This window comes from Pseudomonas sp. 10C3 (assembly GCF_036346185.1).
Taxonomy (GTDB): domain Bacteria; phylum Pseudomonadota; class Gammaproteobacteria; order Pseudomonadales; family Pseudomonadaceae; genus Aquipseudomonas.
Genome location: NZ_JASJVE010000001.1, coordinates 96,273 through 122,378 on the forward strand (window position 1 = coordinate 96,273; position 26,106 = coordinate 122,378).

Consider the following 26,106-nt stretch of genomic DNA (forward strand, 5'->3'; position numbering starts at 1 on the left):
CTTGCCAATGGGGCAAAAAGCGGGCCGAGAGTAGCAGCTTTGCCATGGGTCGACTAGAGCCAATAGCGGCCCATATAGTCACAATTGTGACTTTTTAATATGCTCAGGTCACATTTAGAGCAAAGATACTATTCAGCGAGAACCGGAGTGTCAGGGACACCGCGATGGCGGTATTTCAGGTATTCCGCGTCAAACCGCTCGCCAATAAATTCGCGCCCACAGATTTGTGAATAACCTGTGGGCGCGAGTTTATTCGCGATGTCGATGTGTCTGGCACACCGCTTTACGGGACTAATGTCTCAGGCAATATCACGCAACTCACGGCGCAGGATTTTGCCCACAGGGGTCATCGGCAATGAGTCGCGCAGCACGATGTGTTTGGGCACTTTGTAGGCGGTGAAGTTTTCTTTGCAGTAGGCCTTGAGTTCTTCAACACTCACGCCCGACTCCCGCGCCACCACGAACAGCTTCACCGCTTCGCCCGAGCGATCGTCCGGCACGCCGATCACCGCACAACTGGCGACCTGGGGGTGTGCCATGACGACATCTTCGATTTCATTGGGGTACACGTTGAAGCCGGAGACGATGATCATGTCTTTCTTGCGGTCGACGATGCGTACAAAGCCGTCCGGATCAATGACCGCGATGTCGCCGGTCTTCAACCAGCCGTCAGCATCCAGCACCTCGTCGGTGGCCTCAGGTCGCTGCCAATACCCCTTCATCACCTGCGGGCCCTGGATGCACAGTTCGCCACGCTCTCCAATCGCCAGCTCGACCCCGTTGTCATCGATAACTTTCAACGCCGTACCGGGGACAGGAATCCCCACCGTGCCCAGCCGCGCCTGATCGCCGTATGGGTTGGTACAGGCCACCGGGGAGGTTTCGGTCAAGCCGTAACCTTCAACAATTCGGCAACCGGTAAGTTGCTGCCAGCGTTCGGCCGTGGCCTTGACCAGCGCGGTGCCTCCGGAGTTGGTGAGTTTGAGGTTAGAGAAGTCCAGGCTTTTGAAATCAGGGTGCTCCATCAAGGCCACGAACAATGTGTTCAGCCCCAACAACGCCGAGAAGCGCCATTTTTTCAGCTCCTTGATGAAGCCGCCGATGTCCCGTGGGTTGGTGATCAGTACGTTATGGTTGCCGCTGACCATCATGCACATGCAGTTCGCGGTGAAGGCATAGATGTGATAAAGCGGCAACGGCGCGATCATCACTTCGCTGCCCTGTTTGAAAAGTTGGCTGCCGTCCGGGCCATGCTGCGACATGCAGGCATAAACCTGCTGCATGTTCGCCACCAGATTGCCATGGGTGAGCATCGCGCCTTTGGGCAAACCGGTGGTGCCACCGGTGTATTGCAGCACCGCAATATCGTCACTGCTGACCTTGACCCCTTGCAAATGATGGCCGCGCCCCAGCTTCAATACGCTCTTGAACGGGACGGCCTGCGGCAGGCTGAACGCAGGGACCATCTTTTTTACTTTGTCGACCAGGGTATTGACCAACCAGCCTTTGGCCGCAGGCTGCATATCGCCCATTTTTACTTCGATCAGGTACTGGATATCGGTGTCAGGCAGAACGTCCTGCACCAGCTTGCCGAAAATATTCAGGTAGACCAGTGCACGGGCACCTGAGTCCTTGAACTGATGGCGCATTTCGCGAGCGGTGTACAGTGGGTTGGTGTTGACCACGATCAGGCCGGCACGCAACGCGCCAAACACCGCAATCGGGTATTGCAGCAGGTTGGGCATTTGCACCGCGATGCGATCACCCGGCTGCAGGTCAGTCTGTGTTTGCACGTAGGCGGTGAACGCCGCCGAGTAACGTTCCAGCTCGGCGTAAGTGAGGGTTACCCCCATATTGCTGAAAGCCGGGCGATCAGCGAACGTCTTGCAGCAGCGCTCGAACACCTCGTTCACTGACCTGTAAGCGCCGAGGTCCACCTCAGAGAGCACGCCTGCGGGCCGTTTGTCGTTCCAGAATTCAGGTTGCATTGTTTTTTTGTCCTTTTACCTGAGTGTGTCTGGCCCGCTGCATTAAAAGCGGGGCTTGCCGGACGTTAGCAGCTAACACCCACAAGGCAAATAGCGCGCAGTGCGTCATCAACAACGTGAATCTTACTGCTGGTCGGTCTGCAATTTGTCGATGCGCTATACACTGCAAACAGTCGGTCACGCAGGGCATAAGGAATCGCCATGAGTCATGATGCTTTCTGGCTTGATACCCACGATCACAGTCGCCTCTACGTCAGTCATTGGCAGCCATCTGTCACGCCCAGGGCAGTGGTGATGCTGTCGCATGGAATGGCCGAGCACAGCGCTCGCTATGAGCGGTTCGGCACAGCCTTGACTGCCGCGGGTTTCGAGCTCTACGTCCCTGATCAGCGGGGGCATGGTAAAACCGCCGCCCACGGCGTGCTTGGGCACTACGCCGATAAAAACGGCTGGAACAAAGTGGTGGGTGATCTGGCCTGTCTGAGGCAGTACATCGCCCAGACGCATCCCGACCTGCCGGTATTCCTGATGGGCCACAGCATGGGCAGCTATATTGCCCTGGCGTATCTGTTGCTACACAGCGCCGGCCTGCAAGGCGCGATTCTCAGCGGGTCGAACTTTCAGCCGGTTTCGCTTTATCGCAGCGCCCGCCTGATCGCCTGGTTGGAGTGCTGGCGCCAAGGGCCAACCGGGCGCAGTGCGTTGATCGAATGGCTATCATTCGGTTCGTTCAATAAAGCGTTCAAACCCATGCGTACGGCGTTCGACTGGCTCAGCCGCGATCCGCAAGAAGTCGACCGCTACGTCAACGATCCGTTATGCGGCTTCCGCTGTACCAACCAATTCTGGCTCGACATGCTCGCCGGGTTGCAGCACATCAGCAAACCGGCGAACCTTGAACAGATTGATCCAGGCATACCCCTGCTGGTGGTCGGCGGCGAATGTGATCCCGTCAGCAATGGCACGCGTCTCAAAGACCTTGCCGACGCCTTGATTTCGGCGGGCAATCAAGCGGTAGAGCTGAAAATTTACCCACAGGCGCGGCACGAACTGCTCAATGAAACCAACCGCGATGAAGTCACTCGTGATTTACTCACATGGCTGGAGCACGCTCTGGCCAATCCACGACCTCCGCGCACCGAATGAATGAATCGGTTTTTTCAAGACATCGATACGTAAATCGTCAACCAACACGCCACAGGATTATTCAATGACTCAAGTCACCAATACGCCTTACGAAGCTCTCGAAGTCGGCCAGACTGCCAGCTACAGCAAAACTGTCGAAGAGCGTGATATCCAGTTGTTCGCTGCGATGTCGGGCGATCACAACCCGGTGCACCTTGATCCTGAATTCGCAGCCCAAAGCATGTTCAAGGAGCGTATCGCTCACGGCATGTTCAGCGGCGCACTGATCAGCGCGGCAGTCGCATGTGAGTTGCCTGGACCGGGCACTATTTATATCGGTCAGCAAATGAGTTTTCAGAAGCCAGTGAAAATTGGCGACACCCTGACCGTGCGCCTGGAAATTCTGGAAAAGCTGCCAAAATTCCGCGTGCGCATCGCTACCCGTGTATTCAACCAGCGGGATGAACTGGTGGTTGATGGCGAAGCAGAGATCCTCGCCCCTCGCAAGCAACAGACGGTCACCCTGCCGACCTTGCCGCCTATCAGCATCGGCTGAGGTCACCGCGCCCGCACTTTGGTGCGGGCACGACTAAAGTCGAAACGAAAAAAAGGCGACCGAAGTCGCCCAAAGTGCCTTGCGTGCTCATGTACCGAAACGACTCTCAGCCTTACTTGCGCTTATGCGAGTCCTTCCAGATAAAAACTCCCAGGCCTGCGAAAAACAACACCATCAAGCCCACGGTGACAACACCGGCGACAACCACATTATCGAGAAACATAACCGCCTCCCCTGACCTGCCTTGTTCGATAGGGCTAGGTTAGCCAAGGTGACGGTGGGGGAAATTGACCCAGATCAAGCGCCACCGCGACAGCCCACGGCAGGTCGCTAATAACTGATCTGTGTCAAAAAACAGGAGGGAGGGAAGCCAGCAATCAGGGTTTTTTCGGTTTGCCCTTGGGCTTTTTCTTGCCTTTGCCCATCGGCAGCGCCTGCTCGAAAGCCTTGCGCACTTCGTTGAGGCGCTTGTCATTGAGGTCGTGCGTGCGTTTGGCGCGTTCAGCGCCCAAGTCTATCAATTTGTCGTCTTCGCTCATGGTCTGCACGTCTTGACTACGGGGATGCTGCCAATAATGCGGGGTGACGGCGGCCATGACCAGTGGTGATCTGCCTTCTTACACGACAAAACCATTCAGCGTGACTAGGCATGCAGAGAACCTGTGAAAGACGTCCGAACAACTCAAACCTCTACATCCACCCATAAGCCCTGCCTTGGCTCATCATCCATCAACGCCACCACTGGCACAGTGTTGTCGGCGTTCAATGAATCGCCCGGAACGGCCAGCGGTTCTTCCTGTGCATCCTGATGACCTTTGCCGCGTTGCCGTTCGCGCTGACGCCGCTGCTCTTCACGCAACATGATCGCGGTCTGTTCGGGATCGCGTTTGCGCAGGTCGATAGTGCTTTCGTTAGAACTCGGCTGTACCGGCACCACAGGCGGGATTTCCGGCCTTTGCTTGACGGGGTCGAGTTGCGAGGTGACTGGCACTGCACTCAGCGGAATCATTGGTGGCAGCATGTGTGGTTGTTCTCCTTATTAGCAAGCTGTCGGCTGCCGGTTCGTCGACTTGAGCCGCTTGACGCAAGACTTTCGACTATGTTCCGGCCCACAAGTGCCTTGCACGACCCTGTGCGAGGGCCCGTATCCAATGAATACGGGCTGTTTTGACGGGGCGCTTTGGTTTGGGCGCCCTGATCCGTTAATATAGTCGGCTTTTCACGGCGGGAGTCAGGCAGCATGGCGCAGCAGTATCAACCGGGGCAACGCTGGATTAGTGACAGCGAAGCCGAGCTGGGTTTAGGCACCGTTCTGGCGCAAGACGGCCGCTTGTTGACCGTGCTCTACCCGGCCACTGGCGATACCCGCCAGTACGCACTGCGCAATGCACCGCTTACACGCGTGCGCTTTTCGCCAGGTGACGTGATCACGCACTTCGAAAGCTGGAAGATGACCGTACGCGAAGTCGACGACGTCGACGGCTTACTGGTCTACCACGGCCTCAACGCCCAGAATGAACCTGTCACCCTGCCGGAAACCCAGCTGTCGAACTTCATTCAGTTCCGCTTGGCCTCTGACCGCTTGTTCGCCGGACAGATCGATCCGCTGGCCTGGTTCTCGCTGCGTTACCACACACTCGAGCACACCAGCCGCCAGTTGCAGTCCTCACTGTGGGGCCTGGGCGGCGTTCGTGCGCAGCCCATTGCTCACCAATTGCACATCGCCCGCGAAGTCGCTGACCGTATCGCGCCACGGGTTCTGCTGGCAGACGAAGTAGGCCTGGGTAAAACCATCGAAGCCGGTCTGGTGATCCATCGCCAATTGCTGTCTGGCCGCGCCAATCGAGTGCTGATCCTGGTTCCGGAAAACCTCCAGCACCAATGGCTGGTGGAGATGCGTCGCCGTTTCAACCTGCAAGTGGCGTTGTTCGACGCCGAGCGCTTTATCGAAAGCGATGCCAGCAACCCCTTTGAAGACACGCAACTGGCGCTGGTCGCGCTGGAGTGGCTGGTCGACGACGAAAAGGCCCAGGACGCGCTGTTTGCCGCTGGCTGGGATTTACTGGTGGTCGACGAAGCTCACCACTTGGTCTGGCATGAAGAACAAGCCAGCCCTGAATACTCACTGGTCGAGCAGTTGGCGCAAGTCATACCCGGCGTTCTGTTGCTGACCGCCACCCCGGAACAACTGGGTCAAGACAGCCACTTCGCTCGTCTGCGCCTGCTCGATCCGAATCGTTTCCATGACCTGCACGCGTTTCGTGCAGAAAGCGAAAACTATCGCCCTGTGGCCGAAGCCGTGCAGGAGTTGCTCGATCAGGGCCGCCTGTCACCTAAAGCACACGAAACCATCCACGGATTTCTGGGTGTCGAAGGCGAAGCCCTGCTGGGCGCGGTGGCTGACGGCGATACCGAAGCCAGTGCACGCCTGATCCGCGAATTGCTTGACCGCCATGGCACCGGCCGCGTGCTGTTCCGCAACACCCGGGCTGCCGTGCAAGGCTTTCCGGAGCGAAAACTGCACCCGTATCCACTGCCCTGCCCTGCCGAATACCTGGAATTGCCGGTGGGCGAACATGCCGACCTGTACCCGGAAGTCAGCTTCCAGTCGCAGCCAGACGTCACTGAAGAAGAACGCTGGTGGCGCTTTGACCCGCGGGTCGACTGGTTGATCGACACCCTGAAAATGCTCAAGCGCGTCAAAGTGCTGGTGATCTGCGCTCACGCCGAAACCGCGATGGACCTCGAAGACGCGCTGCGCGTGCGTTCAGGTATCCCCGCCACCGTGTTCCACGAAGGGATGAACATCCTCGAACGTGATCGCGCCGCAGCGTATTTCGCCGATGAAGAGTTTGGCGCGCAAGTGCTGATCTGTTCGGAAATCGGTAGCGAAGGCCGCAACTTCCAGTTCGCCCACCACCTGGTACTGTTCGATCTGCCGGCGCACCCAGACTTGCTGGAACAACGGATCGGTCGTCTCGACCGGATCGGCCAGAAGCACATCATCGAGCTGCATGTACCGTATCTGGAAACCAGCCCGCAAGAGCGTCTGTTCCAGTGGTATCACGAAGCGCTGAACGCCTTCCTTAATACCTGCCCGACCGGTAACGCTCTGCAACACCAATTCGGCCCGCGCCTGCTCCCGCTTCTGGAAAGTGGCGATGACGATGAGTGGCAAGCCCTGGTCGACGCGGCACGCGAGGAACGCATCCGCCTGGAAGGTGAACTGCACAGCGGTCGCGACCGATTGCTGGAGCTCAACTCTGGCGGTGCTGGCGAAGGTCAGGCGCTGGTTGAGGCGATTCTCGAACAGGACGATCAGTTCACCCTGCCGATCTACATGGAAACCCTGTTCGACGCCTTTGGTATCGACAGTGAGGACCATTCGGAAAACGCGCTGATCCTCAAGCCAAGCGAAAAAATGCTCGACGCCAGCTTTCCGCTGGGCGATGACGAAGGCGTGACCATCACCTACGACCGCAATCAGGCGCTCGCGCGTGAAGACATGCAGTTCATCACGTGGGAACACCCGATGGTCCAGGGCGGCATGGACTTGGTATTGGCCGGTTCCATGGGCAACACCGCCGTAGCGCTGATCAAGAACAAGGCGCTGAAACCCGGCACCGTGTTGCTGGAACTGCTCTACGTCAGTGAGGTGGTTGCACCTCGCTCGTTGCAGCTGGGTCGCTACCTGCCTCCAGCGGCATTGCGCTGCTTGCTCGATACCAATGGCAACGATCTGTCGGGCCGTGTTTCGTTCGTGACCTTGAACGAGCAGCTGGAAAGCGTACCGCGTGCCAGCGCCAACAAATTCATCCAGGCGCAGCGCGATGTGCTCAACCCGCAGATCAATGCGGGCGAAGCCAAGATCGCGCCGAAACACGCCGAGCGCGTGGCTGAGGCGCAACGTCGACTGGCCGCCGAGACCGACGAAGAACTGGCACGCCTGACCGCTCTGCAAGCGGTCAATCCGACCGTGCGCGACAGCGAACTGGTCGCGCTGCGTAAACAACGCGAACAGGGCCTGGCCATGCTTGAAAAAGCAGCGCTACGTCTGGAAGCGATTCGGGTGTTGGTAGCCGGTTGATCTGCTGACTGCTTGAACGACAAAGCCCGCTGATGCGGGCTTTGTCGTTCAAGCACATGACTGGCGATTGAGCTGGCACCGCCTTCGCGAATAGACCGAAGGGGTGTTTCAGGCCGTCACCGCAGGCATATCCGGCTCATCCGCCACCATTCCCACTTTCATCCGCTCGGCATCTCGAGCGAAGCAGCGCGACGCCTGGAGCAGGAACAACAGCGTCAGGAACAGCGCCACCGGAATCAGATACATCGCGTCGTGCAAGCCATCGGCCTTGAACACTTCGCTCATCTCCCCGGCACCCGCCGACAACATCGCCGAATGGGCGAAATAGTCGGACAGCAGTCCGACTACCACCGGCCCAAGCCCTCCTCCCAACAGATACAACCCGGCGAAGAACAACGCCATGGCGGTGGCCCGCAGGCGCGGCTCGACCACATCCTGGATCGCCGTGTAGACGCATGTGTAAAAGTTGTAGGAAAACAGCCAGCCCACGCTGAACACGCCGACGAACAGGCCTATTTCAATGCGTCCAGAATGCAGCGCGTACCCCGTAGCGATGGCCGCAACCAGCATGCTGACGGCGGCAAACAGCAGGCGTCCATTGGCGACACGCTGATGGATCTTGTCGGCGACCCAGCCGCCAAGGGTCAGGCCGAACAACCCCGTCACACCCACGATCAGCCCGGTCGCCATGGCGGCATCCTGCAACGGCAACAAAAAATAGCGCTGCAGCATGGGCACCATGAACGAGTTGCAGGCGTAGGTGGCGAAGTTGAACGTCAGGCCCGCCAATACCAGCCAGCCAAAGGTAGGAATCGATAACACTCGACGAATCGGCTTGTCGATTTTCTCTTCGGAGATCCGCATGCTTTCGGCGGCACCGCGCTTGGGCTCGCGGATAAAAAACATGAAGATTGCCAGGAGCAAACCGGGTACTGCCGCAATGAAGAACGGCGCGCGCCAACTGCCGAATGCCTGGACCAACGCACCGGTAGTGAAGAACGCCAATACCAGCCCCAGCGGTAGACCAAGCATGAAAACACCCATGGCCCTCCCGCGACGGTGGGCCGGGAACAGGTCCCCGATCAGCGAGTTGGCCGCCGGTGCGTAGCTGGCTTCACCGATACCAATGCCCATGCGCACCAGCAGGAACGCCCAAAAACTCCCAACCAGGCCATTGGCCGCTGTCAGCCCGCTCCACACCGCCAGGCCCCAGCCCATTAATTTGCGCCGCGAACCGGTGTCGGCTATCCGACCTAACGGCAGCCCGGCAATGGCATAAACCACGGTGAATGCGGTACCGATGATGCCGATCTGAAAATCGCTCAGATGCCATTCCATGCGGATTGGCTCGATGATGATCGCCGGAAGGGTGCGGTCGAAGAAATTGAACAGATTTGCCAGGAACAGCAGGAACAGAATGCGCCAGGCATTCTCCGCTTGGGTCAAGTTCTGCATGTGGGGTCCGTCTCTTTTATTGTTATTCAATTGGCTTTCAACACACCCAACCGACAACGAGCTTACGAACTTCAAGCCTGCTGCAGCCGAGCCTGGAAGTTCCAATCTAGAACCCGCAAACACAACTGTCTGTAAACATTCGTCACGCTGATAGGGGGTAATGGGCAGGGCACGCAGAACACCCCCAACCCCAACCCGACAGCCTGGTGACCGGGTGCGAATACTACCGAAAACCTGTTGACCAAGACCCTTGACGGCCTCGTCAGCGCATCGATTGCGCACTCTGCCGACTGACCGTACACCGTCACCACGAGCATTCAGCTGACTACTGGGTGCTTGAGACTACGCAATACCCTAGGCCCACTAGGGGTAACCCCTATCGATCAAGCTCAAGACGCACTGTAAAGTCGTAATTTCTTTCTCTGTGATGGCCCGATAACACTAGTCGAGCAGCCATCCTTTCCAGGCATATGGCGCACGATGACAAAAAAAAACGATCCGGCCAGCGCGGCATTAGAGTTCCCGTCTATTGCTCCTCTCGCCCCGCGCGGCGTTTACAGTCCGCAGCCAATGCCAGCGCACCAGTACCTGTATTTCACCGAGACCGACACTGATCGTATCCTCGATAATCTGGACGGTCTGCGTGACATCGTGTTCCCACCTTCGATTCACATCGATGACCAAAACGAATTGCGCCGCGACCAACAGTTCCCGTCGGTGTGCCTGATCGGCCTGGGTCGTTGCGGGTCGAACATTGCGCTGGATGTCGCCGAGTTGGTGTACAACGCACGGAAGTTCTACCTTAACCAGTTCAGCAATGAAGACCGTCTGGCAGACGAGAAAGGTTACAGCCCGGCCCGCTGGATTCGTAACAACCTGCGCCTGGTACAAAACAAGTCGGCCAAACCGGTATTCCTGGTGGAGCCGCTGGTGATGCTGGGTGACCTGGACAAGGACATCGCCGGGCGCATCCGCTTCTCCCGCAAGGGCGAAAAAGGCGGCTTCATCAATGACTACAGCAAAATGAAAATAATGGACCTGTCCGAGGTCCATGCGGGCGGCGCTGGTAACGCGCCGATTCTCGGTCAGTACCTGGCCAAGATCATCCTGAACAAAGACACGCAAAACTTCTCCAGTACCGACTGGAAACTGATTCACTCGTACCTGATTGATTCCTGCGGGATCAAGGCCAACCAGTCGCGCCTGTATTTCTATATCTTCAGCGCCGGCGGTGGCACCGGTTCAGGCATGGCTTCAGAGTTCGGCCTGGCACAGCAGTACTCGTACATGAACAAGACGTTTGACACCAAACCGATGGGTGAAAACGACGGCAAGCGTGGCCGCTCCTTCGTCTTTGAACCTATTTTCACCAGCGGCATCTGCATCCTGCCGAACATTTCCGACCACCGCAGTGAAATGTCCGAAGCCCTGCACATCAACGCCGGACGACTGCTGTGCAAGTATCTCGCGGAAGAATGGGACTTCTCCTACAACTTCGAGAACGAAGACAGCAGCGAAGCCAGCGTCATGGGCCGTATTCGTCCATGGAACGCGATGATGCTGATCTCCAACGACATCATGCGTTACGCCGAAGAAAGCGATGACGGCAATATCGAGAACATCGACGTCAACGCCATGGAGCGGCACGCTAACCAATACATCTCTCAGCAGATTTTCAACATTCTGACGGCGCAGGCGGTCACCACTGACTACGACCAGAACTACTTCCGTCGGGCCGGGATCGACATCGGCGAAACCATTCGCCTGGATGCCAACGACTTGTTCATGAGTCTGGCCGGGCCCGTAGCGATTGCCTACGCAGAATCCGTCGTACCGGAAACACCGGCACCGAGTTCGGACAAGTTGAAACTGTTCGAAAAAGAACCGGCACGGCTGAACATCGACGACCTGTTCTTCCGCTCCATCGACCTGCCGCACTTCAACAAAGTAACCCAGGCCATCGAAGGCATCAGCCTGCTACCGATCGAGTCCAAGCGTTATCGCGCGGCGCTGGAGCAGTACAAGGCCTCCGGCTATGACGCGGCGGCCCTGCACGACCTGCACTTCTTCAAGAATTGCTCGTCAGTGGTCTCAATCGTTTCGTTACCCAAGGACTACAAACTGTCCTACATGGACCTGAACAGGCTCAAGACTCACCTCAACAGCCTGTTTCCCAATACCACGCTCAAGCGCTATGCGTTGGTGATCGGCGCTTCGGCCAACCTGTCGCTGACCACCCTGATCGCGAAAAGCCCCTGCCTGTCCGATGACTTCCTGACGCTGATCGTGGCGTTCATCAAGCGCTGCTTCGCCCGGACCGAATACCGTTTCGACGACACACTGGACAACGCCATTATCGAGTTCATCGTCAACGACGAGTTCAACGAAAGGAGCATCGACGCGTTACTCAACGAATACGAAAACCCGGCGAAGATCCTCGATACCAACTGGTACGCGATCAAACCGATGTACGAGAAGAAGTACCGCGAGCTGATCGACGACAAATCCAAGTTCGTCTCGATCAACGACATCCGCCTCTCCCGCGATAGCGTAAAGAAAGCAGTCAAATACCTGCGCGAAATTTACCGTCACCGCATCGGCAAAACACGGGTCATTTCGCTTAACCGTCACACGGGCAAAACCGAGCATTGAGCCTAATCCGCTGACAAGCCTGCTCTCCCAATGGAATGCACACTTCTGTGCAGGCTTTATGGGGGCAGGCTTGCCGGCAAATGGCTTGACCCGGTATGCCTGCCAAATCCTTAAATCAGATGGGATTTTTCGCTACGGCACTTCGCCATCCTTTATCGCTCGGTTACCGAGCTACCCACTCGCCAGCCATTGCGCACCAATAAAGAGCGTCAGATCAGACCTGCGCCCTGTCCTGGATCAATACCCAAGGCGCCACGACAACCGCCCAAAGAGGTGGATCGCGCTCAAGAAGATCCAGCGCCCGTGATTCAGCCACCTTGCTGACCTCCCCCGCAGCAAGCCAGGCAGCCACTTTATCGGCCTGATTTTCGGCCACTGCGTGCGCCACTTCGATCAAATCCAAGGGAGCTTCGACCCACAACAGGGCACCCCTCGCAAAGAATGGTTGCAATTCACTCCAAGTGATTGCGGCGGTTTCGCCAAGCAGTTTGGCATAGAGGGTGCTAGCTTCTTTCGTCATGGGTTTCACCAAAGAGAAAATCGGCGCAATCATAACGCCGCAATTTCGACAGACAAACCCAGATTTAAGTGGTTGATTGCACGACAGGTTCAGAAACGATCGGGGGTGCGGACGGACATGTGCAGCTCGCATGCTCAAGAAGCCGGTTAGATTCTGTATCTTTCTTTCAATTAAGCGACATCATACGGTTTTCCCCCCAGTAGCCAGCTTTTCAAGCGACAAACCGGCGCTCTACACTGTACCGGTACAGTTGCCAGGGGGATGACCGGGCGTTTCTAATCCGGTCCTGCAGCTTTGGCCGCCAGGATTATAAAAATTAAAACACAAGAGTGGAGCATCATGACTAAGGGTACTAAGCAGATTTCCAAGCTGTTTGCCGCATTGGTTCTGGCAGGGGTTGCCAGCCATTCGTTCGCTGCAGATACCATCAAGATCGGTATCGCCGGCCCTAAAACAGGTGCTGTTGCCCAATACGGCGATATGCAGTTCAGTGGCGCAAAAATGGCCATCGAGCAAATCAACGCCAAAGGCGGCGTTGATGGCAAGAAACTCGAAGCTATCGAATACGACGATGCCTGTGATCCGAAGCAAGCGGTCGCGGTCGCCAACAAAGTCGTCAACGATGGCGTGAAATTCGTTGTGGGCCACCTGTGCTCCAGCTCGACTCAACCGGCTTCGGACATCTACGAAGACGAAGGCATCATCATGGTGACCCCGGCCGCTACCAGCCCGGAAATCACCGCACGTGGCTATAAAATGGTCTTCCGCACCATTGGTCTGGACAGCGCCCAAGGCCCGGCGGCCGGTAACTACATCGCTGATGTCGTCAAACCGAAAGTCGTTGCTGTCATCCATGACAAGCAACAATACGGTGAAGGTATCGCGACCGCAGTGAAGAAAACCCTCGAAAGCAAAGGCGTGAAAGTCGCCCTGTTCGAAGGCATCAACGCTGGCGACAAAGACTTCTCGTCGATGATCGCGAAGATGAAGCAAGCCAATGTCGACTTCGTTTACTACGGCGGCTACCACCCTGAATTGGGTCTGATCCTGCGTCAGGCGAAAGAGAAAGGCCTGAAAGCCGGCTTCATGGGTCCAGAAGGCGTGGGTAACGCGTCGATCTCCCAGATCGCTCAGGATGCTTCCGAAGGCCTGCTGGTGACCCTGCCTAAATCTTTTGACCAGGACCCTTCCAACAAGGCACTGGTAGAAGCATTTGCGGCGAAGAAAGAAGACCCAAGCGGCCCGTTCGTATTCCCGGCTTACGCAGCGGTTGAAGTGATCGCAGACGGCATCAAGAACGCCAAGAGCGAAGACACCGCCAAAGTGGCTGCGGCGATCCGTGCAGGCACCTTCAAGACCCCGACTGGCGACCTGAGCTTTGATAGCAAGGGCGACCTGAAAGACTTCAAATTCGTGGTCTACACCTGGCACAAAGACGGCACAAAAACAGAAGCTCCGCTGAAATAACCGGCACGCTTGTGACTCACCCAAAGCCCACTGCATCCACAGTGGGCTTTGTTTTACAAGGTAACGGGAAGAGCGCTGCGCTATAGCACCTCTTCCTCCCTGAAAATCTTGAAACCGTCACCAGTGATTCACTGGGCTCACGTGAAACGTGGACAAATACCACGACGCGCGAGCGGGAAACGACTTCACCAGTGGAACACTCAGTAGGTTTTTAGGAGCGCTGTAATGCCTGAGATAGATGTCTATCACTTTTTCCAACAGCTGATTAATGGCCTGACCATTGGCAGCACCTATGCCTTGATCGCCATCGGCTACACCATGGTTTACGGGATCATTGGCATGATCAACTTCGCCCACGGCGAGGTGTACATGATCGGTTCGTACGTGGCGTTCATCGCCATCGCCGGCCTGACCATGCTCGGTCTGGACAGCTTGCCGCTGCTGATCACCGCCGCATTCGTCGCAAGCATCGTCGTCACCAGTGCTTACGGCTACGCCATCGAGCGTGTTGCCTACCGCCCGTTGCGCGGCAGCAACCGATTGATCCCGCTGATCTCAGCCATCGGGATGTCGATCTTTCTGCAAAACACGGTTTTGCTCTCTCAAGACTCGAAAGACAAATCGATCCCCAACTTGATCCCTGGCAACTTCGTGTTCGGCACCACCAGTACCCATGAGGTGGTGATTTCGTACATGCAGATTCTGATTTTCATCGTCACCCTGGTCGCCATGCTCGCACTGACCTGGTTCATCTCACGCTCTCGTCTGGGCCGCGCCTGCCGCGCATGCGCTGAAGACATCAAGATGGCCAACCTGCTCGGTATCAACACCAACAACATCATCGCCCTGACCTTCGTCATCGGTGCCGCGCTGGCTGCGGTCGCTGCGGTATTGCTCAGCATGCAATACGGCGTGATCAACCCCAACGCCGGTTTCCTCGTCGGGATCAAGGCATTTACCGCCGCAGTACTGGGCGGCATCGGCAGTATTCCCGGCGCGATGCTGGGTGGATTGGTATTGGGCGTAGCTGAAGCCTTTGGTGCCGATATTTTCGGCGACCAATACAAGGATGTGGTGGCCTTCGCTCTTCTCGTCTTGGTGCTGTTGGTCCGGCCGACCGGCCTGCTTGGCCGTCCGGAGGTTGAAAAAGTATGACCAGGAATCTTAAATCGGCGTTTTTCAGCGCCTTGCTGGTGCTGGCAGTCGCCTACCCGATCCTCGGCCTCAAGCTGGAAATCGTCGGCGTCAATCTGGCTGTCATTGGCACCAGCACCACAACCTTGTTCGCCATTTTCGCCTGCGCTGTTGCGATGTTCCTGCGGGTATTGTTCCACGAACCTATCGCCGCGGCCTGGCGTTCGACGCCAAGCATGCCGCTGATTCCAGCCAAGGCCAGCAACTTCCTGACCCTGCCTTCGACTCAGCGCTGGATCATCCTTGGCTTGATTCTGGTGGCGCTGGTCTGGCCGTTCTTCGGCTCGCGCGGCGCGGTGGATATCGCCACTCTGATCCTGATCTACGTGATGCTCGGCCTTGGCCTGAACATCGTGGTCGGTCTGGCCGGTCTGCTCGATCTGGGTTATGTCGGCTTCTACGCCGTCGGCGCCTACACCTATGCCCTGCTCTCGCATTACTACGGACTCGGTTTCTGGATCTGCTTGCCGATTGCCGGGATGATGTCAGCGCTGTTTGGCTTTCTCCTCGGTTTCCCGGTGTTGCGTCTGCGCGGTGACTACCTGGCGATCGTGACCCTCGGTTTCGGCGAGATCATCCGTCTGTTGCTGCGTAACCTGACAGGCCTTACCGGTGGCCCGAACGGCATCAGTAACATCCCGAAACCGACCCTGTTCGGCCTGACGTTCGAGAAAACGGCGGCTGAAGGCATGCAGACCTTCCACGAGTTCTTCGGCATCGCCTACAGCTCGGTGAACAAGGTGATTTTCCTGTATCTGGTCGCGCTGTTGCTGGCCCTGCTGGCGTTGTTCGTCATCAACCGCTTGCTGCGCATGCCCATTGGTCGTGCCTGGGAAGCCTTGCGTGAAGACGAAATCGCCTGCCGCGCACTGGGTCTTAACCCGACCATCATCAAGCTTTCGGCCTTCACCCTTGGCGCCTGCTTTGCCGGTTTCGCCGGTAGCTTCTTCGCGGCTCGCCAAGGTCTGGTGACCCCGGAGTCATTCACCTTCATCGAGTCGGCGATCATCCTCGCCATCGTCGTGCTGGGAGGGATGGGCTCGCAACTGGGGGTAATCCTCGCCGCCGTGGTGCTGATCCTGATGCCTGAATTGATGCGTGATTTCAGTGAATACCGAATGTTGATGTTCGGCGCCCTGATGGTGCTGATGATGATCTGGCGTCCACAAGGTCTGCTGCCCATGCAACGTCCCCATATGGAGCTGCAGCGATGACCCGTCCGATTCTGCAAGTCAGCGGCCTGTGCATGCGCTTTGGCGGCTTGTTGGCGGTCAATGGCGTCGGCCTGACCGTTAATGAAAAACAAGTGGTGTCGATGATCGGTCCGAACGGTGCCGGCAAAACCACCGTATTCAACTGCCTGACCGGTTTCTACAAACCCACGGCGGGCAGCATCCTGCTCGACGGCGAAGCGATCGAAGGCCTTGCCGGCCATCAAATCGCCCGCAAAGGCGTGGTGCGTACCTTCCAGAACGTGCGTCTATTCAAGGAAATGACGGCAGTGGAGAACTTGCTGGTTGCCCAGCATCGTCACCTCAACACCAATTTCCTGGCAGGCCTGTTCAAAACCCCGGCGTTCCGCAAGAGCGAGCGTGAGGCGATGGAATACGCGGGGCACTGGCTGGAGCAGGTCAACCTCAAGGAGTTCGCCAACCGCCCTGCCGGCACCCTGGCCTACGGTCAGCAACGCCGTCTGGAAATCGCCCGCTGCATGATGACCCGCCCGCGCATCCTGATGCTCGACGAGCCGGCAGCCGGTCTGAACCCGCGCGAAACCGAAGACTTGAAAGCGCTGATCGGCGTGTTGCGCAATGAGCACAACGCCACGGTGTTGCTGATCGAACACGACATGAAGCTGGTCATGAGCATCTCCGACCATATTGTTGTGATCAATCAGGGCTGTCCCCTGGCAGACGGCACGCCTGCACAGATCCGTGATAATCCTGAAGTAATCAAAGCCTACCTGGGGGAAGCGTAAATGCTGCAATTCGAAAACGTTTCCACCTTCTACGGCAAGATCCAGGCCCTGCACTCGGTCAACGTCGAGATTCGTCAGGGCGAGATTGTCACCCTGATCGGTGCCAACGGTGCCGGCAAATCCACCTTGTTGATGACGTTGTGCGGTTCGCCGCGCGCTCACAGCGGCAGCATTCGCTACATGGGCGAAGAACTGGTCGGCCTGGACTCGTCGCAGATCATGCGTAAAAGCATCGCGGTGGTGCCAGAAGGCCGCCGTGTATTCGCACGGCTGACCGTGGAAGAGAACCTGGCCATGGGCGGGTTCTTCACCGCAAAAGGCGACTATCAGGAGCAGATGGATAAAGTCTTGCACCTGTTCCCGCGCCTGAAAGAACGCTTCAATCAACGCGGCGGTACCATGTCCGGCGGTGAGCAGCAGATGCTTGCCATCGGCCGTGCGCTGATGAGCAAACCCAAGCTGCTGTTGCTCGACGAACCGTCCTTGGGCTTGGCGCCGATCATCATTCAGCAGATTTTCGAGATCGTCGAACAACTGCGCCGTGATGGTGTAACGGTGTTCTTGGTGGAACAGAACGCCAACCAGGCCTTGAAGATCGCCGACCGTGCCTACGTGCTGGAGAACGGCCGTGTGGTCATGCAAGGCACCGGTGAAGAACTGCTGGTCGATCCGAAAGTGCGGGATGCCTATCTGGGCGGCTAAGCCTGCGCTTCAAAAAAAAAACGGCCTGCGGGCCGTTTTTTTATGCGCAACGCGCCACTCGGGACGGCTGCTTCAGAGCCGTTCCAATGCGGTGCTGCTGCGCTCGAACCAGCCCAAGAGGTAATCCGCCAGTACTTTCGTGCGTCGGGGCAAGCCGCCTTCATAGGGATGCACCAGATACAACGGTGAACTGCGTGTCTGATAATCGCGCAGCAGCCAGCGCAGGCGACCGTCATTGATCTCGGCATGCACCATGTAGGAAGGCAGTCGCGCTATTCCTGCACCCACCAGTGCGCCCTTCTTCAACAGGCTATAGTGGTTACTGGTAAAAGGACCGGCCACGTGCACGCGCATCAATTGGTGCTCTTGATGGTAGAGCCACTCCTCGCGCCCCTTGTAGTGGCTGTTTAGCAGGCAACGGTGCTCACTCAACGCCATGGGATGAGTCGGCTCCCCGCAACGCTCAAGATAGGCCGGGCTGGCACAGGTCAATTCCTGCATGGCCAGCAGCGGTTTGGCGACCAGGCGCTCATCGCTGCCTACGCTGGAGCGAATGGCCAGGTCGAATCCATCCCGGTGCAGGTCGCGAAAACCGTTGTTCAGCTCCAGTTCGACCTGCACCAGTGGGTACTCTTGGGAAAACTCCATCAGCAAACCTTCGAAAAACGTTTCGCCCAACGACACTGGCACCGTAATCCGCACCGCACCGGACACTTCATCCTGCAATCGGGCCAGTGCTTGCCGGGCTCGCTCGACCTGTGTGATCAGCGCCCTGGCTTGGGGCAACAGGGCAGCACCCGCTGCGGTCAGGCTCAAACGACGCGTGGTGCGATGCAGCAACACCACTGAGTAACTGGTTTCCAGAAACTTGATGCGCTTGGACAACTGGCCTTTACTGCACCCAAGCCGTTGCGCGGCCAAGGTAAAACTGCCCGCTTCGATCAAGACGGCAAACGCCGCCAGATCATCCATTTCACTCATTCAATTGTTTCCTTTTGAAAACCAAAGGTTGCCCATTAGCACGCTTATCGACGGGAAAAAGCCACCTTACACTGCAGCTTCATCCACTCTCTTAAAGGACTGCACGATGAAAATTCTCTTGATTGGCGCCAACGGAACCATTGGCTCAGCGATCTACCAGGAACTGGCCTCGCGTCACGAGGTCGTAAAAATCGGCCGTACCAGCGGCGATTTCCAGGTGGATATTAGTGACAGCGCCTCAATCAGAAAACTATTCGAACGGACAGGTTCATTCGATGCACTGGTGTGCGCGGCCGGGAATGTAAACTTCGTGCCCTTGGCAAAAATGACTGAAAAAGACTTTGCATTGGGTCTTCAGGACAAATTGATGGGCCAGGTCAATCTGCTGTTAATCGGCCGCGACTTTGCCAACGACGGTGCCTCGTTCACCTTCACCACTGGCATTACCAGCCACGACCCGATCCGTACTGGCGCGTCGGCCAGCCTGGTGAATGCTGCAATCGATGGTTTTGTTTGTGCAGCGGCCATCGAACTGCCTCGCGGCTTACGGGTAAATTCAGTCAGCCCGAACGTGGTGCTGGAGTCGATGGCGGGTTATGCGCCCTACTTCCGCGGCTTCAAGCCGGTTCCGGTAGCGGATGTGGCGCTGGCTTACGCGAAAAGTGTCGAAGGATTGCAGACGGGGCAGACCTATCACGTCGGCTGAAGCCCTTGTGATCAGGCAGCAGGGTCAGTACCGTGGCGCAACTTGTTTGGAGACCGACCATGTTCGCCGCCCGTTCCGTTTTGATGTTTGCCCTGCTGCCAGTCTTTGCCGGGTGTCAGATGTTCAACGCAAAGCCCGAGACCCCCAATGCCGGCCTGCCTCGTATGCAAGGCGACCTGATCGGCGAAGGCGGTCAGTTGCTGTTCCAGCCGTGCAATGAACAGCGCCGGTTTGTGGTCAAGGACGGTGGCAATACTGGCGTTCTCCAGGAAGCCGCAGGTCTGGCGGCTCGCAAAGGCAAGCTGTTCGCTGACCTGCGCGGCAGTTTCGCTGCGGGCACAACGCCCGGCACCGATGGGCAACTTAATCTGCAACAACTCTATCGTGTCGAACGTTCGGGGGCGTCCTGTGACGACGCCAACTTCAAACGCCTGACCCTGCACGCCAATGGCAATGGCCCGGCGTGGAACATCAACGTCAGCGGCAAGGGCATGGTCCTTGAGCGCGAAGGCAAAGAGCCGTTGGCCCTGCCCTTCCTTGAAGAGCAATTGCCGGATGGCCGTTTCAACCTGAGCAGCGAAGCCAATGATCAGCACATAGAGCTGTGGGTTGCGCCCCAGCGTTGTGTCGATCCTGTCGACGGTTCTGTGCAGCATTTAACCGCCGAATTGCGCATCAATGGGCAGATCCAGCGTGGTTGCGCCTATTACGGTGGCTTACGCAACGACTGATTCCGCCGGTTGGCCGCTTTTTGCCTGACGGAAACCCCGCGAACCGGCTTATAATTGCCGGTTCGCGTAAAGCTGGCCCGGATACTGGACCCTGTCATGTTACGAATCACCGAATTCAAGCTGCCAATCGATCACCCGGAAGAAGACCTGCGACCTGCACTCTTGCAGCGCCTGGGCATCGACAGCGATGAACTGCTCGACTTCACTCTGTTCAAGCGCAGCTACGACGCGCGGAAAAAATCCTCTGAGCTGTGCTTCATCTACACCATCGATTTCACCGTGCGTGATGAAGCCGCTCTGCTGCATACGTTCGCCGATGATCGTCACATCGGTCCGGCGCCGGATGTCAGCTACAAGGTCGTAGGACACGCACCAGAAGGCTTGAGCGAACGGCCGATCGTGGTCGGCTTTGGCCCCTGCGGGATTTTCGCCGGATTGCTGCTGGCGCAGATGGGCTTCAAACCGATCATTCTGGAGCGCGGCACTGAAGTCCGCCAGCGCACCAAGGACACGTGGGGCCTGTGGCGCAAGAATGTGCTCAACCCTGAATCCAACGTGCAATTCGGTGAAGGTGGCGCCGGAACCTTCTCCGACGGCAAGCTTTACAGCCAGATCAAGGACCCGAAATTTCACGGACGCAAGGTGCTGCACGAGTTCGTCAAAGCCGGTGCCCCCGAGGAAATCCTCTACGTCAGCAAACCGCACATCGGCACCTTCCGCCTGACCGGCGTGGTCGAACACATGCGCCATCAGATTGAAGCACTCGGCGGCGAAGTGCGCTTCCAGCAGCGAGTCACAGACGTCCTGATCGATAATGGACAGTTGCAAGGCGTGGTGCTCGGCAGTGGCGAGCAAATCAACTCGAAGCATGTGATTCTGGCGCTGGGACACAGTGCGCGTGACACCTTCCGGATGCTCCACAGCCGTGGCGTTTACATGGAAGCCAAACCGTTTTCGGTCGGGTTCCGTATCGAACACCCACAATCGCTCATCGACCGCGCACGCCTGGGCAAATACGCCGGCCACCCAAAACTGGGGGCGGCCGACTACAAACTGGTGCACCACGCCAAGAACGGTCGGTCGGTGTACAGCTTTTGCATGTGCCCTGGCGGCACCGTGGTGGCCGCGACTTCCGAGCCCCACCGAGTGGTCACCAACGGCATGAGCCAATACTCACGCAACGAGCGCAACGCCAACTCCGGGATTGTGGTCGGCATCACGCCGGAAGACTATCCAGGCGGCCCGCTGGCAGGGATCGAGTTGCAGGAGCGACTGGAGTCCCACGCGTACATTCTGGGCGGCAGCACCTATGAGGCGCCCGCGCAGCTAGTGGGCGACTTCATTGCCGGCAAGGCCTCCACCGCGCTGGGCAGTGTCGAACCGTCCTACAAACCCGGCGTAAAACTGGTGGACCTGGCCGACGCCCTGCCCGCTTACGCCATCGAAGCGATTCGTGAAGCGTTGCCGGCGTTCGACAAGCAGATCAAAGGTTTCTCACTGCACGATGCGGTGCTGACCGGGATCGAGACCCGCACCTCGTCGCCGCTGCGCATTACCCGTGACGCCACCCTGCAGAGTCTGAACGTCAAAGGTCTGTTCCCGGCCGGTGAAGGCGCCGGGTATGCCGGTGGCATTCTGTCTGCCGGGGTCGACGGTATTCGCGTTGCCGAAGCGCTGGCGCGGGATATGTTGGGAATCGTGGAGTAAACACCCATACGGGAGCGGGCCTGGATTCAAATCCCCGCCCGCAACACCCCTTCCGGCAAGGCCTCGCCCCGTTCGGCGCAGGCCGTCACGCTGTCGATCAATCCAGCCAAATCATAGCCTTGGGCCCGCAACCAGTCCTGATCGTAATAGGTCGTCGCGTAGCGCTCTCCTCCATCACACAAAATGGCCACGATAGACCCGGACTCTCCGGCGTTGACCATTTCCCGGGCCGCCAGCAGTGCACCGATCAGGTTGGTCCCACTCGAACCGCCTACCCGTCGGCCTAAACGCAGCGCGAGGTAGTGCATGGCCGCCAGCGACAAGGCATCAGGCACCTTGACCATCGCGTCGATCACCTTGGGCAGGAACGAGGCTTCCACCCTGGGCCGGCCAATGCCTTCGATCCGCGAGCCGCAGTCCAGGCGCAAGCTCGCGTCACCGCTCCGGTAATAGTCAAAGAACACTGACCGCTCGGCATCAGCGCACAACACCCGCGTGCAGTGCTGGCGATAGCGCACGTAGCGCCCCAGCGTCGCGGTGGTGCCCCCTGTGCCAGGACTTGATATCAACCAGCTGGGTTCGGGGTAACGCTCGAAGCGCAGCTGCTGGAAGATCGACTCGGCGATGTTGTTATTCGCCCGCCAGTCGGTGGCTCGTTCAGCATAGGTGAACTGATCCATGAAGTGCCCGCCGCTTTCATGGGCCAGACGCTCGGACTCGGCATAGATCTGCGTCGGGTCCTGCACCAAGTGGCTTTTGCCCCCATAAAAGGCAATTTGCGCGATCTTTTCCTGAGACGTGCTAGCGGGCATGACCGCAATGAACGGCAAACCCAGCAAGCGCGCAAAGTAGGCCTCGGAAATCGCCGTGGAACCGCTGGACGCTTCGATCACCGGGGCCCCGGCTTTAAGCCAGCCATTGCACAACGCATACAGGAACAGCGAACGCGCCAAGCGATGCTTGAGGCTGCCGGTCGGGTGACTGGACTCGTCCTTGAAGTACAGTTCGATGCCGGGCAAGCCGGGCAATTCCACAGGGATCAAATGGGTGTCGGCGCTGCGCTGAAAATCCGCTTCGATAATGCGGATCGCTTCACGGGCCCAGTGACGGTTATCGCTCATTATCAGGTTCTCTTTGAGTCAAACATGTTCAAGGGCACAACAACACGTTACACCCTGAGCCGCAGAGTAAAAGAAGTGGCTGCAGGCTGACTCACAACCAGAATCCGGACACCAATTCTAAGAAAGTTCCCACAAGTGCAACAGGTACAGTCGCGACGCAATTAGTTACATAACTGCTAGGCTTTTTTTGACTTCTACTCGCACGCACACATATATAACAAAAAAGAATATAACTTTTGTTTTAACAACTAACGGTAAGGGTTAGGGTGTCAGTCCTTTTGAACCATCATGGAGAGTGACCTTGCCTCTGCGTAGCACATTCACGCGTTTCTTTCAGATGGAAGCGGCCAGCGGCCTGTTACTGATCGCTGCGGCAGCGCTGGCCCTGATCATCAACAATTCACCCTTGGCCTGGTTGTACAACGGCCTGCTAGACGTACCCGTGGTTGCACAGGTCGGCGCACTGAAAATCGCCAAGCCTCTGCTGCTGTGGATCAACGACGGGCTGATGGCCCTATTCTTCCTGCTGATCGGGCTTGAGGTCAAACGCGAGGTACTGGAAGGCCATCTGTCCAAAGCATCGCAAATTGTCCTGCCGGGTGCAGCAGCAATCGGCGGCATGGTCGTCCCCGCCCTGATTTTCTGGGCCCTGAACAAGGACGATCCCTCAGCGCTCAGCGGGTGGGCAATCCCGATGGCCACCGACATCGCTTTCGCCCTGGGCGTGCTGGCGTTACTCGGCAAACGGGTGCCGGTATCGCTCAAGCTGTTCCTGATGACCCTGGCGATCATCGACGACCTGGGGGCGATCATCGTGATCGCGCTGTTTTACTCCGGCGAAATGTCGAGTTTGTCGCTGATGTTGGCAGCGCTGTCCATCGTCGCCTTGATTGCGATGAACAGATTGGGGGTGATCAAGCTCGGACCGTATCTGATTATCGGATTGCTGCTCTGGGTCTGCGTACTCAAAAGCGGCGTGCACGCGACATTGGCCGGTGTGGTGCTGGCTTTCTGCATCCCGTTGCGAACCAAAAATGCAGAGTCCTCGCCGCTGCTGACCCTGGAGCATGCGCTGCACCCGTGGGTCGCCTTTGGCATCCTCCCGCTCTTCGCGTTCGCCAATGCGGGCTTACCGCTCAGCGGCGTGACACTCGAGAGTTTCACTCATCACGTGCCAATGGGCATCGCTGCGGGCCTGTTGCTGGGCAAGACGCTGGGCGTGTTCGGCCTGACCTGGCTGGCGGTGAAAACCAGCATGGCCACGCTGCCGACCGGGGCGAACTGGGGGCAAGTGTTCGGCGTGTCGATTCTGTGCGGGATAGGCTTCACCATGAGTCTGTTTGTAGGCTCCCTGGCGTTCGTACCCGGCGCCAGCGAATACGCCGGCATGGACCGCATGGGCATCCTCACCGGCTCGATTCTCGCCGCGTTGATCGGTTACGCGATAACCGCCATGGCCAGTGGTAAAAACCATAAGGCCTGATACCTGGCGTACACCCGCTCAAAAAAAGACCCCGGCCAATAGCCGGGGTCTTTTTTATGGGTAACGTAAACGCTTTAACGCTTAGTGAGAAACACGGCTCGTGCCATTCACGCTCATGATGCGTACGCGCTCGCCGACCCGGAAAATTTCGTTTTCAGCAACTGCCTGCACATAGGCGCGCATGGTGCCGTCATCTTCGCGTACGGTAATTTCCACACCTTGCGTACGAGTCAGCCCCTCTTCCGAGGCAGCACCCAACATACCACCGGCTACCGCGCCAATGACTGCCGTGATAATACTGCCGCGACCACCACCGACCGCGCTACCCGCCACACCGCCGACGACTGCGCCAGCACCTGCGCCGATTGGGGTTTTGGTGCCTTCAATTTTCACCGGACGCAACGATTCGATGGTGCCCATACGTACGGTCTGTACTGTTCGGGCCTCATCGCGAGAGTAGGAATCCCCGGTCAGACTTGAGGAACAGCCGCCCAGTGTCAATGCCAAGGCAGAGACCGAAGCAACCAGCAGAACAGACTTACGCATAAGATCATCTCCAAAAGGACAGATAGCCATTAGACTCCGCGACAAGAACGCTGTCACGACCCCGCAGAGAGAAATTTACTTTCATTCAGCGGAAATACAGTAACGCGTTGTTCCTGATTGATAGACGGCTGTGCTGACATTTAATTCAACGTACTACCGCGAGAAAGGATGTTATGGACTATTTCATCATTGCAGTCGCCACCGTGTCCGCCCTGTACTTCCATTGGTGGCTGCACAGACGGATCAAGCGCTGGATGGATCGCGACCTGGCGTTATCACTGGCGGGCAGTGATCCCGAAAAGAGGACGTTCATGCTGCAGCGCCTGGAACAGGCGCAGCAGCAGAAAATCAAACGCCGCGATTTAGCCGCTTGGCTGCAAGCGGCTGCCGGGCAGGCTCCAGAGGTCCAGGCAGCGCAGAAAACGCCGCAAGGCGATTAAGGGGCCAGCCGCTCGCGAATCCACTGCTGGTTATCCAGACGATAATTCAGGCGGTCATGCAGACGGTTTGAACGACCTTGCCAGAACTCGATTCGTTCGGGTAACAAGCGATAGCCACCCCAATGTTCGGGGCAATGCGGCTGACTGTCGCTGAAGCGTTGTTCGGTGATTTTGAGCAACGCTTCAAGCTCGGCGCGGTCAGCAATGACCCGGCTTTGCGGGGATGCCCAGGCGCCCAGACGACTGCCCAGCGGGCGGACCTGAAAGTAAGCGTCCGAGTCTTCAGGGCTGACCTTGACCACTCGTCCCTCGATCCGGACCTGTCGCTCCAGAGTCGGCCAGAAAAACGTCATCGCGCCAAAAGGACGCGCTGCCAATTGCTGGCCTTTATCACTGTCGTAATTAGTGAAGAAGGTAAAGCCCAGCTCATCCAGCCCCTTGAGCAACAGAATCCGGCAATGCGGTCGCCCGTCTTCATCGACAGTGGCCACGGTCATGGCGTTGGCTTCTACCGGCGCCTGCTCGGTTTTCACCGCCTCGTCGAACCATTGGCGGAACAAGGTAAAGGGTTCGTCCGGCGCCAGGGCCTCGGTCAAACCATCACGGACATACTCACGGCGCATATCGGCCAACGCTCGGGTCATGACGTGCATCCTCGCTGAAAACC

At 57.7% G+C, this 26,106-nt stretch carries 24 protein-coding genes; 14 read left to right on the forward strand and 10 right to left on the reverse strand.

Going from position 1 to position 26,106, the window contains the following annotated elements:
- Positions 1 to 299: 299 nt before the first annotated feature.
- Positions 300 to 1,988: a long-chain-fatty-acid--CoA ligase FadD2 gene (fadD2, locus tag QN399_RS00480; protein ID WP_330200376.1), complete on the reverse strand. Its 1,689-nt coding sequence runs from the start codon at positions 1,986 to 1,988 to the stop codon at positions 300 to 302.
- Positions 1,989 to 2,189: 201 nt separating this feature from the next.
- On the opposite strand from fadD2, the gene QN399_RS00485 reads away from it, so the two are divergent.
- On the forward strand, positions 2,190 to 3,134 hold the full coding sequence (locus tag QN399_RS00485; protein WP_322181322.1) for an alpha/beta hydrolase: 945 nt from the start codon (positions 2,190 to 2,192) through the stop codon (positions 3,132 to 3,134).
- Positions 3,135 to 3,198: 64 nt separating this feature from the next.
- Positions 3,199 to 3,669, forward strand: a complete 471-nt coding sequence (locus QN399_RS00490; protein ID WP_219064124.1) for a MaoC family dehydratase — start codon at positions 3,199 to 3,201, stop codon at positions 3,667 to 3,669.
- Between the two features lie 112 nt (positions 3,670 to 3,781).
- Here the strand turns inward: QN399_RS00490 and ccoM are convergent, their stop codons facing one another.
- The 3 genes from ccoM to QN399_RS00505 all read right to left on the reverse strand — a co-directional run bounded on the left by ccoM (position 3,782) and on the right by QN399_RS00505 (position 4,690).
- Positions 3,782 to 3,892, reverse strand: a complete 111-nt coding sequence (ccoM, locus tag QN399_RS00495; protein ID WP_322181324.1) for a cytochrome c oxidase subunit CcoM — start codon at positions 3,890 to 3,892, stop codon at positions 3,782 to 3,784.
- Between the two features lie 154 nt (positions 3,893 to 4,046).
- Positions 4,047 to 4,265 carry a hypothetical protein gene (locus tag QN399_RS00500; RefSeq protein WP_322183160.1) on the reverse strand — a complete coding sequence of 73 codons (219 nt, stop codon included), beginning with the start codon at positions 4,263 to 4,265 and terminating at the stop codon, positions 4,047 to 4,049.
- 86 nt (positions 4,266 to 4,351) lie between these two features.
- Positions 4,352 to 4,690, reverse strand: a complete 339-nt coding sequence (locus tag QN399_RS00505) for an aspartate-semialdehyde dehydrogenase (RefSeq protein WP_322181326.1) — start codon at positions 4,688 to 4,690, stop codon at positions 4,352 to 4,354.
- A 219-nt stretch (positions 4,691 to 4,909) separates the two neighbouring features.
- Between QN399_RS00505 and rapA the strand changes: the two genes are divergently transcribed.
- Positions 4,910 to 7,756, forward strand: coding sequence for an RNA polymerase-associated protein RapA (rapA, locus tag QN399_RS00510; RefSeq protein WP_322181328.1), 2,847 nt, complete (start codon positions 4,910 to 4,912; stop codon positions 7,754 to 7,756).
- Between the two features lie 108 nt (positions 7,757 to 7,864).
- On the opposite strand, the gene QN399_RS00515 is transcribed toward rapA, so the two are convergent.
- Complete coding sequence (locus tag QN399_RS00515; protein WP_330200377.1) at positions 7,865 to 9,211, reverse strand: MFS transporter; 1,347 nt, start codon at positions 9,209 to 9,211, stop codon at positions 7,865 to 7,867.
- Positions 9,212 to 9,691: 480 nt separating this feature from the next.
- On the opposite strand from QN399_RS00515, the gene QN399_RS00520 reads away from it, so the two are divergent.
- Positions 9,692 to 11,863 carry a hypothetical protein gene (locus QN399_RS00520; RefSeq protein ID WP_330200378.1) on the forward strand — a complete coding sequence of 724 codons (2,172 nt, stop codon included), beginning with the start codon at positions 9,692 to 9,694 and terminating at the stop codon, positions 11,861 to 11,863.
- Between the two features lie 214 nt (positions 11,864 to 12,077).
- Here QN399_RS00520 and QN399_RS00525 read toward each other — a convergent pair whose 3' ends face one another.
- A complete protein-coding gene (locus QN399_RS00525; RefSeq protein WP_322181334.1) occupies positions 12,078 to 12,383 on the reverse strand; it encodes a DUF2288 domain-containing protein in 306 nt (101 codons plus the stop codon).
- Positions 12,384 to 12,722: 339 nt separating this feature from the next.
- On the opposite strand from QN399_RS00525, the gene QN399_RS00530 reads away from it, so the two are divergent.
- The 5 genes from QN399_RS00530 (at position 12,723) to QN399_RS00550 (ending at position 17,724) form a co-directional block, all read left to right on the forward strand.
- The gene (locus tag QN399_RS00530) at positions 12,723 to 13,850 is read left to right on the forward strand and encodes a branched-chain amino acid ABC transporter substrate-binding protein (RefSeq protein ID WP_322181336.1); all 1,128 of its coding nucleotides are present in this window, start codon (positions 12,723 to 12,725) and stop codon (positions 13,848 to 13,850) included.
- A 225-nt stretch (positions 13,851 to 14,075) separates the two neighbouring features.
- Positions 14,076 to 15,005, forward strand: a complete 930-nt coding sequence (gene livH, locus QN399_RS00535; protein ID WP_322217575.1) for a high-affinity branched-chain amino acid ABC transporter permease LivH — start codon at positions 14,076 to 14,078, stop codon at positions 15,003 to 15,005.
- Positions 15,002 to 16,258 carry a high-affinity branched-chain amino acid ABC transporter permease LivM gene (locus tag QN399_RS00540; protein ID WP_322181340.1) on the forward strand — a complete coding sequence of 419 codons (1,257 nt, stop codon included), beginning with the start codon at positions 15,002 to 15,004 and terminating at the stop codon, positions 16,256 to 16,258. The genes livH and QN399_RS00540 overlap by 4 nt, the downstream gene beginning before the upstream one ends.
- Positions 16,255 to 17,022: a high-affinity branched-chain amino acid ABC transporter ATP-binding protein LivG gene (gene livG, locus QN399_RS00545; protein ID WP_219064133.1), complete on the forward strand. Its 768-nt coding sequence runs from the start codon at positions 16,255 to 16,257 to the stop codon at positions 17,020 to 17,022. Before QN399_RS00540 ends, livG begins: the two co-directional genes overlap by 4 nt.
- Positions 17,023 to 17,724, forward strand: a complete 702-nt coding sequence (locus QN399_RS00550; RefSeq protein WP_322181343.1) for an ABC transporter ATP-binding protein — start codon at positions 17,023 to 17,025, stop codon at positions 17,722 to 17,724.
- Positions 17,725 to 17,796: 72 nt separating this feature from the next.
- Here the strand turns inward: QN399_RS00550 and QN399_RS00555 are convergent, their stop codons facing one another.
- Positions 17,797 to 18,705, reverse strand: a complete 909-nt coding sequence (locus QN399_RS00555) for a LysR family transcriptional regulator (RefSeq protein ID WP_330200379.1) — start codon at positions 18,703 to 18,705, stop codon at positions 17,797 to 17,799.
- Positions 18,706 to 18,811: 106 nt separating this feature from the next.
- On the opposite strand from QN399_RS00555, the gene QN399_RS00560 reads away from it, so the two are divergent.
- The 3 genes from QN399_RS00560 to QN399_RS00570 all read left to right on the forward strand — a co-directional run bounded on the left by QN399_RS00560 (position 18,812) and on the right by QN399_RS00570 (position 21,849).
- A complete protein-coding gene (locus QN399_RS00560; RefSeq protein ID WP_322181347.1) occupies positions 18,812 to 19,411 on the forward strand; it encodes a short chain dehydrogenase in 600 nt (199 codons plus the stop codon).
- A 59-nt stretch (positions 19,412 to 19,470) separates the two neighbouring features.
- Positions 19,471 to 20,142 carry a hypothetical protein gene (locus QN399_RS00565; RefSeq protein WP_330200380.1) on the forward strand — a complete coding sequence of 224 codons (672 nt, stop codon included), beginning with the start codon at positions 19,471 to 19,473 and terminating at the stop codon, positions 20,140 to 20,142.
- A 96-nt stretch (positions 20,143 to 20,238) separates the two neighbouring features.
- Positions 20,239 to 21,849, forward strand: a complete 1,611-nt coding sequence (locus tag QN399_RS00570; RefSeq protein ID WP_322181351.1) for an NAD(P)/FAD-dependent oxidoreductase — start codon at positions 20,239 to 20,241, stop codon at positions 21,847 to 21,849.
- Between the two features lie 26 nt (positions 21,850 to 21,875).
- Here QN399_RS00570 and QN399_RS00575 read toward each other — a convergent pair whose 3' ends face one another.
- The gene (locus QN399_RS00575; protein ID WP_322182823.1) at positions 21,876 to 22,973 is read right to left on the reverse strand and encodes a PLP-dependent cysteine synthase family protein; all 1,098 of its coding nucleotides are present in this window, start codon (positions 22,971 to 22,973) and stop codon (positions 21,876 to 21,878) included.
- Positions 22,974 to 23,271: 298 nt separating this feature from the next.
- Between QN399_RS00575 and nhaA the strand changes: the two genes are divergently transcribed.
- Positions 23,272 to 24,453 (forward strand): Na+/H+ antiporter NhaA, encoded by a 1,182-nt coding sequence (gene nhaA, locus QN399_RS00580; RefSeq protein WP_322181353.1) that lies wholly within the window; start codon positions 23,272 to 23,274, stop codon positions 24,451 to 24,453.
- Between the two features lie 81 nt (positions 24,454 to 24,534).
- On the opposite strand, the gene QN399_RS00585 is transcribed toward nhaA, so the two are convergent.
- On the reverse strand, positions 24,535 to 24,999 hold the full coding sequence (locus QN399_RS00585) for a glycine zipper 2TM domain-containing protein (RefSeq protein ID WP_322181355.1): 465 nt from the start codon (positions 24,997 to 24,999) through the stop codon (positions 24,535 to 24,537).
- Between the two features lie 173 nt (positions 25,000 to 25,172).
- Here QN399_RS00585 and QN399_RS00590 point away from each other — a divergent pair, with 173 nt between their 5' ends.
- Positions 25,173 to 25,439: a hypothetical protein gene (locus tag QN399_RS00590; RefSeq protein WP_322181357.1), complete on the forward strand. Its 267-nt coding sequence runs from the start codon at positions 25,173 to 25,175 to the stop codon at positions 25,437 to 25,439.
- On the opposite strand, the gene pdxH is transcribed toward QN399_RS00590, so the two are convergent.
- Complete coding sequence (gene pdxH / locus QN399_RS00595; RefSeq protein WP_322181359.1) at positions 25,436 to 26,083, reverse strand: pyridoxamine 5'-phosphate oxidase; 648 nt, start codon at positions 26,081 to 26,083, stop codon at positions 25,436 to 25,438. The two genes, QN399_RS00590 and pdxH, sit on opposite strands and share 4 nt — an antisense overlap.
- Positions 26,084 to 26,106 lie beyond the last annotated feature (23 nt).

Bases quoted from the DNA above. Each gene is read 5' to 3' on its own strand.
- pdxH (WP_322181359.1), bottom strand. From the start codon at position 26,083: ATGACCCGAGCGTTGGCCGATATGCGCCGTGAGTATGTCCGTGATGGT.
- QN399_RS00550 (WP_322181343.1), top strand. From the start codon at position 17,023: ATGCTGCAATTCGAAAACGTTTCCACCTTCTACGGCAAGATCCAGGCC.
- livH (WP_322217575.1), top strand. From the start codon at position 14,076: ATGCCTGAGATAGATGTCTATCACTTTTTCCAACAGCTGATTAATGGC.
- QN399_RS00560 (WP_322181347.1), top strand. From the start codon at position 18,812: ATGAAAATTCTCTTGATTGGCGCCAACGGAACCATTGGCTCAGCGATC.
- QN399_RS00555 (WP_330200379.1), bottom strand. From the start codon at position 18,705: ATGAGTGAAATGGATGATCTGGCGGCGTTTGCCGTCTTGATCGAAGCG.
- QN399_RS00515 (WP_330200377.1), bottom strand. From the start codon at position 9,211: ATGCAGAACTTGACCCAAGCGGAGAATGCCTGGCGCATTCTGTTCCTG.
- QN399_RS00485 (WP_322181322.1), top strand. From the start codon at position 2,190: ATGAGTCATGATGCTTTCTGGCTTGATACCCACGATCACAGTCGCCTC.
- QN399_RS00490 (WP_219064124.1), top strand. From the start codon at position 3,199: ATGACTCAAGTCACCAATACGCCTTACGAAGCTCTCGAAGTCGGCCAG.
- QN399_RS00565 (WP_330200380.1), top strand. From the start codon at position 19,471: ATGTTCGCCGCCCGTTCCGTTTTGATGTTTGCCCTGCTGCCAGTCTTT.
- rapA (WP_322181328.1), top strand. From the start codon at position 4,910: ATGGCGCAGCAGTATCAACCGGGGCAACGCTGGATTAGTGACAGCGAA.
- livG (WP_219064133.1), top strand. From the start codon at position 16,255: ATGACCCGTCCGATTCTGCAAGTCAGCGGCCTGTGCATGCGCTTTGGC.
- ccoM (WP_322181324.1), bottom strand. From the start codon at position 3,892: ATGTTTCTCGATAATGTGGTTGTCGCCGGTGTTGTCACCGTGGGCTTG.
- QN399_RS00530 (WP_322181336.1), top strand. From the start codon at position 12,723: ATGACTAAGGGTACTAAGCAGATTTCCAAGCTGTTTGCCGCATTGGTT.
- QN399_RS00585 (WP_322181355.1), bottom strand. From the start codon at position 24,999: ATGCGTAAGTCTGTTCTGCTGGTTGCTTCGGTCTCTGCCTTGGCATTG.
- fadD2 (WP_330200376.1), bottom strand. From the start codon at position 1,988: ATGCAACCTGAATTCTGGAACGACAAACGGCCCGCAGGCGTGCTCTCT.
- QN399_RS00520 (WP_330200378.1), top strand. From the start codon at position 9,692: ATGACAAAAAAAAACGATCCGGCCAGCGCGGCATTAGAGTTCCCGTCT.
- QN399_RS00590 (WP_322181357.1), top strand. From the start codon at position 25,173: ATGGACTATTTCATCATTGCAGTCGCCACCGTGTCCGCCCTGTACTTC.
- QN399_RS00570 (WP_322181351.1), top strand. From the start codon at position 20,239: ATGTTACGAATCACCGAATTCAAGCTGCCAATCGATCACCCGGAAGAA.
- QN399_RS00540 (WP_322181340.1), top strand. From the start codon at position 15,002: ATGACCAGGAATCTTAAATCGGCGTTTTTCAGCGCCTTGCTGGTGCTG.
- QN399_RS00525 (WP_322181334.1), bottom strand. From the start codon at position 12,383: ATGACGAAAGAAGCTAGCACCCTCTATGCCAAACTGCTTGGCGAAACC.
- QN399_RS00505 (WP_322181326.1), bottom strand. From the start codon at position 4,690: ATGCTGCCACCAATGATTCCGCTGAGTGCAGTGCCAGTCACCTCGCAA.
- QN399_RS00500 (WP_322183160.1), bottom strand. From the start codon at position 4,265: ATGGCCGCCGTCACCCCGCATTATTGGCAGCATCCCCGTAGTCAAGAC.